We start from the raw sequence: 4,053 nt of genomic DNA, 5'->3' as shown, positions 1-4,053 counted from the left end.
CCCCGTGCCGACCACCCGCACCGGCCCGCGCGTCGCGGCTGCCGGCCGGGGCGGGCTCGTGCTCATCGGGGGCGCCTCACCGGTTCCGCCTCACTGGGCCAGGTCCTTGCGCAGCACCGTGGCGCCGTGCAGGTAGACGTGCTGGATCTCCGCGCGCGGGCGCTCGAGGTTCACGTGCGCCATCAGCCGGACGACGCGCGGCAGGGCACCGGGCACGTCGATCTCGACCGCGCACATGAGCGGCACGTCGCCCATGCCCATCTCGCGGGCCGCCGCCGCGGGGAAGTCCGCGGTGAGGTCCGGGGTGCACGTGAAGATGATCGAGACCAGGTCCTCGGTCGCCAGCCCGTTGGCGGTGATGACCTCGCGCACCAGCTCCGCGGTCCGCTCGAACAGGTGCTCGCGGTCGCCGCTCTCGAGCTGGGTCGCCCCGCGGATCGCTCGGACAGTCATGCTGCACCCCTCCGTCGACTGGTGACCGCCCGCGAGCGTACCCGTCCGCCCCGGGCAGCCGCAGGCAGGGTCACAGGTCGACCGAGGACATCAGCGAGCCGAGCTCCTCCCGGCCCAGCACGCGGGTCCGGCCAGGCGGCAGGTTGCCCAGCCGGATGGGCCCGACCCGCGTCCGCAGCAGGCGCGTGACCGGGTGCCCGACCTCCTCGAACAGGCGCCGGACGACGTGGTTGCGGCCCTCGTGCAGGACGACCTCGACCATGCTCGTCTGCGGGGTGGTGTCGACCAGCCGGTAGTCGTCGACCTTGACCACGCCGTCCTCGAGCTCGACCCCGGACCGCAGCTGCTGCGCGAGCAGGCCCTTGACACGGCCCTCGACCGTGGCCAGGTACGTCTTGGGCACCCCGTGCGACGGGTGTGCGAGGCGGTTGGCGAGCTCGCCGTCGTTGGTCATGAGGAGCAGGCCCTCGGTCTCGGCGTCGAGCCGGCCCACGTGGAAGAGCCGCTCGGGACGGTCCGCGACGAACTGCTCGAGGGTCGGCCGGCCCATCGGGTCGTGCATGGTCGAGACCACGCCCGCCGGCTTGTTCAGGGCGATCGTCACCATCGAGCTGTCGAGCTGCAGACGCATCCCGTCCACGTGCACCACGGCGGTGCGCGGGTCCACCCGGATGCCCAGCTCGCGCACGGGGACACCGTCGACGGTGACCCGGCCCTTGGCGATGATCTCCTCGCAGGCCCGACGTGAGCCGAGACCGGCCCCCGCGAGGACCTTCTGCAGCCGCACGCCCTCGGGGTCGTGCACGTCCCGGGCCGGCGGCTGGTGCGCCGGCTTGCGGCGCCCTCCCCGGCTCACGGGGTGGCCTCCGGCTCGCCGTCGACGCCCGACATCGTGTCGATCTCCGGCAGGTAGGGGGCCAGGGGTGGCAGATCGTCCAGACTTGTCATGCCCATCCGTTCCAGGAAGTACGGGGAGGTGCCGTAGAGCACGGCACCACTTGGCTCGGTACCCAGCTCGACCACGAGGCCGCGGGCCGCGAGGGTCCGCACCACCGAGTCGACGTTGACGCCGCGCACGGCAGACACCTGCCCGCGGGTCACGGGCTGGCGGTAGGCGATGACCGCGAGGGTCTCGAGGGCGGCCTGCGTCAGCCGAGCCGTCTGCCTGTCGAGCACGAAGCGCCCGACGACGTCGGCGTGGGCGGGCGCGGAGTAGAAGCGCCAGCCCGCACCTGCGTGCCGGAGGTCGAAGCCACGACCCTGCTCACGGTACTCCGCCGCGAGCTCGGCGAGGTGGTCCTCGACCTGTGCGGTCGGCAGACCGAGGACAGTCGCGAGGCGCAGGGCGGGCAGGGGCTCGTCGGCGACCATCAGCACGGCCTCGAGGGCGCCGCGCGCGCCTCCGGGTAGCTCCGAGACGTCGAAGGCGAGCTCTTCGGGGGCCGGGCCGGGCCGGGGGTCGGGGCTCGCCGGGGTGGTCGTGGTGCTCATGCGCCTCCCTCCTCAGGGCGATCGGTGCTCGGCAGGCCGCCACCGGCCGGTACGGCCTCGACAGGGAGGTCACCGTAGTCGTCGACCACGTCGATCTCGTCCTCCTGCCCGCCGGTCCACCGCACGGTCAGGTCCCCCAGGGGGCTGACCTGGTCGAAGCCGACCACCCCTTCACGGTAGAGCTCGAGCAGGGCCAGGAACCGCACCACGACGACCAGGCTCGACTCAGCGTCCTGGACCAGCGTCCGGAAGGACCCCGAGCCTGCCCTGCGCAGCCGGTCGACGAGCACCGCTGCCTGCTCGCGCACGCTCACCGCCGGGGCGTGCAGGTGGCCCGTGTCCACCGTGGGAGCGACGCGGGGCTGCAGGGCGTGGGCGGCGAGCACCGCGAGCTCGGCCGGTCCGATCTCCATGACGAGCTCGGGCAGCAGCGCGGCGAGGTCCGGCTCGAGCCCGACCTCTCGGGGCAGGCTGCGGGCCTGGGCCTCGAGGCGCTGCCCCAGCCCCTGGGCGACGTCCTTGTAGGCCCGGTACTGCAGCAGCCGGGCGAACAGGAGGTCGCGGGCCTCGAGCATCTCGAGGTCCTCGGCGTCCTCGACCGCACCCGCGGGCAGCAGGCGCGCGGCCTTGAGGTCGAGCAGGGTCGCCGCGACCACGAGGAACTCGCTGATCCGGTTGAGCTCCCACGGCTCGTCCCCGGCCTCGGCGGCCCGGACCGCAGCGATGAACTCGTCGGTGACCTGGGCCAGAGCGACCTCGGTGATGTCGAGCTTGTGCTTCGAGATCAGCCCCAGCAGGAGGTCGAACGGGCCGGTGAAGTTCTCCAGGTGCACCTCGAAGGGGCTGCTGACGCTGCGGGCCTGCTCGACCTCGTCCGGTGCGGCGGTCGCGCCCTCAGGCCGCGTCGCCACGGGCCACCAGCTCCCGGGCGAGCTGCAGGTACGCCGTCGCCCCCGGATGCGACGGGGCGTAGGTGGTGATCGGCTCGGCCGCCACCGACGAGTCGGGGAACTTGACCGTTCGCCCGATCACGGTGTGGAGCAGCTGGTCCCCGAAGGCCTCGTGCACGCGCGCCAGCACCTCCCGGGAGTGCAGGGTGCGCGGGTCGTGCATCGTGGCCAAGATGCCGTCGACCTCGAGCCGCGGGTTGAGGCGGTCCCGGACCTTCTCGATCGTCTCGACGAGCAAGGCCACTCCGCGCAGGGCGAAGAACTCGCACTCGAGCGGGATCAGCACCCCGTGGGCCGCGGTCAGGGCGTTGACCGTCAGCAGACCGAGCGAGGGCTGGCAGTCGACCAGGACGACGTCGTAGTCGTCCTCGACCCCGCGCAGCACCCGCGCCAAGATCGACTCACGGGCGACCTCCCCCACGAGCTGCACCTCTGCCGCGGAGAGGTCGATGTTGGCGGGGAGCAGGTCCAGGCCCGGCACGGCCGTCTCCTGGATGACCTCACCGACGTCGACCCCGCGCTCCATGAGCAGGTTGTAGACGGTCCGGTCGAGCTCGTGCGGGCTGATCCCCAGCCCGACGGACGCCGCCCCCTGCGGGTCGAAGTCCACGATCAGCACGCGGCGCCCGTACGAGGCGAGCGCGGCGCCCAGGTTGATCGTGGTCGTCGTCTTGCCGACGCCACCCTTCTGGTTGCAGAGGGCGATGATCCGGGCCGGGCCGTGCGAGGCGAGAGGAGCGGGGTCGCTGAACTCGGGCAGGGGGCGTCCGACGGGGTCCGTGGGGTGCGTGGCGGGTCCGACCGGGTCCTGGCGAGTCACGCGGCGAGGCTACCGCAGGGAACAGCCACGAGCCGTGCGCGCGCTCCGGGGCGCGCTGCGCTCGGCGCGGACAGCCGGCCTCACGCGCGGGCCCGGGGATGCGCGGCGGCGTAGACCTCACGCAGGGTGTCCGGGGTCACGTGCGTGTAGATCTGCGTGGTCGTCACCGAGGCGTGCCCGAGCAGCTCCTGCACGACCCGCACGTCGGCGCCGCCCGCGAGCAGGTGGGTCGCGAAGGAGTGCCGCAGCGTGTGCGGGGACACGTCGTCGGCCCGCGGGACCCCCGCGCGCTGGGCCGCCTGGCGCAGCACCGCCCACGCCGCCTGCCGGCTCAGCCGG

6 protein-coding genes are annotated in these 4,053 nt (G+C 73.3%); all 6 read right to left on the bottom strand.

Features of this window, described 5'->3' with window-relative positions:
* Positions 1 to 90: 90 nt before the first annotated feature.
* On the bottom strand, positions 91 to 453 hold the full coding sequence (gene aroH / locus L0B03_RS14830) for a chorismate mutase (RefSeq protein ID WP_250447159.1): 363 nt from the start codon (positions 451 to 453) through the stop codon (positions 91 to 93).
* 70 nt (positions 454 to 523) lie between these two features.
* Positions 524 to 1,309, bottom strand: coding sequence for a pseudouridine synthase (locus L0B03_RS14825; RefSeq protein ID WP_250447157.1), 786 nt, complete (start codon positions 1,307 to 1,309; stop codon positions 524 to 526).
* Positions 1,306 to 1,944 (bottom strand): SMC-Scp complex subunit ScpB, encoded by a 639-nt coding sequence (gene scpB / locus L0B03_RS14820; RefSeq protein ID WP_250447155.1) that lies wholly within the window; start codon positions 1,942 to 1,944, stop codon positions 1,306 to 1,308. Before scpB ends, L0B03_RS14825 begins: the two co-directional genes overlap by 4 nt.
* Positions 1,941 to 2,855 (bottom strand): ScpA family protein, encoded by a 915-nt coding sequence (locus L0B03_RS14815; protein WP_250447153.1) that lies wholly within the window; start codon positions 2,853 to 2,855, stop codon positions 1,941 to 1,943. The genes scpB and L0B03_RS14815 overlap by 4 nt, the downstream gene beginning before the upstream one ends.
* Entirely contained in the window at positions 2,839 to 3,714 is an 876-nt protein-coding gene (locus L0B03_RS14810; RefSeq protein ID WP_250447152.1) for an AAA family ATPase, read from the bottom strand. The genes L0B03_RS14815 and L0B03_RS14810 overlap by 17 nt, the downstream gene beginning before the upstream one ends.
* Positions 3,715 to 3,794: 80 nt before the next feature.
* Positions 3,795 to 4,053: tyrosine-type recombinase/integrase (locus L0B03_RS14805; RefSeq protein ID WP_250447150.1), on the bottom strand; the 259-nt coding region annotated here is incomplete at its 5' end.

The sequence above is a fragment of the Actinotalea sp. C106 genome (assembly GCF_023630195.1).
Lineage (GTDB): Bacteria > Actinomycetota > Actinomycetes > Actinomycetales > Cellulomonadaceae > Actinotalea.
Note: the sequence above shows the minus strand (reverse complement) of the source record. Positions and strands in the feature narration are given on the sequence as shown.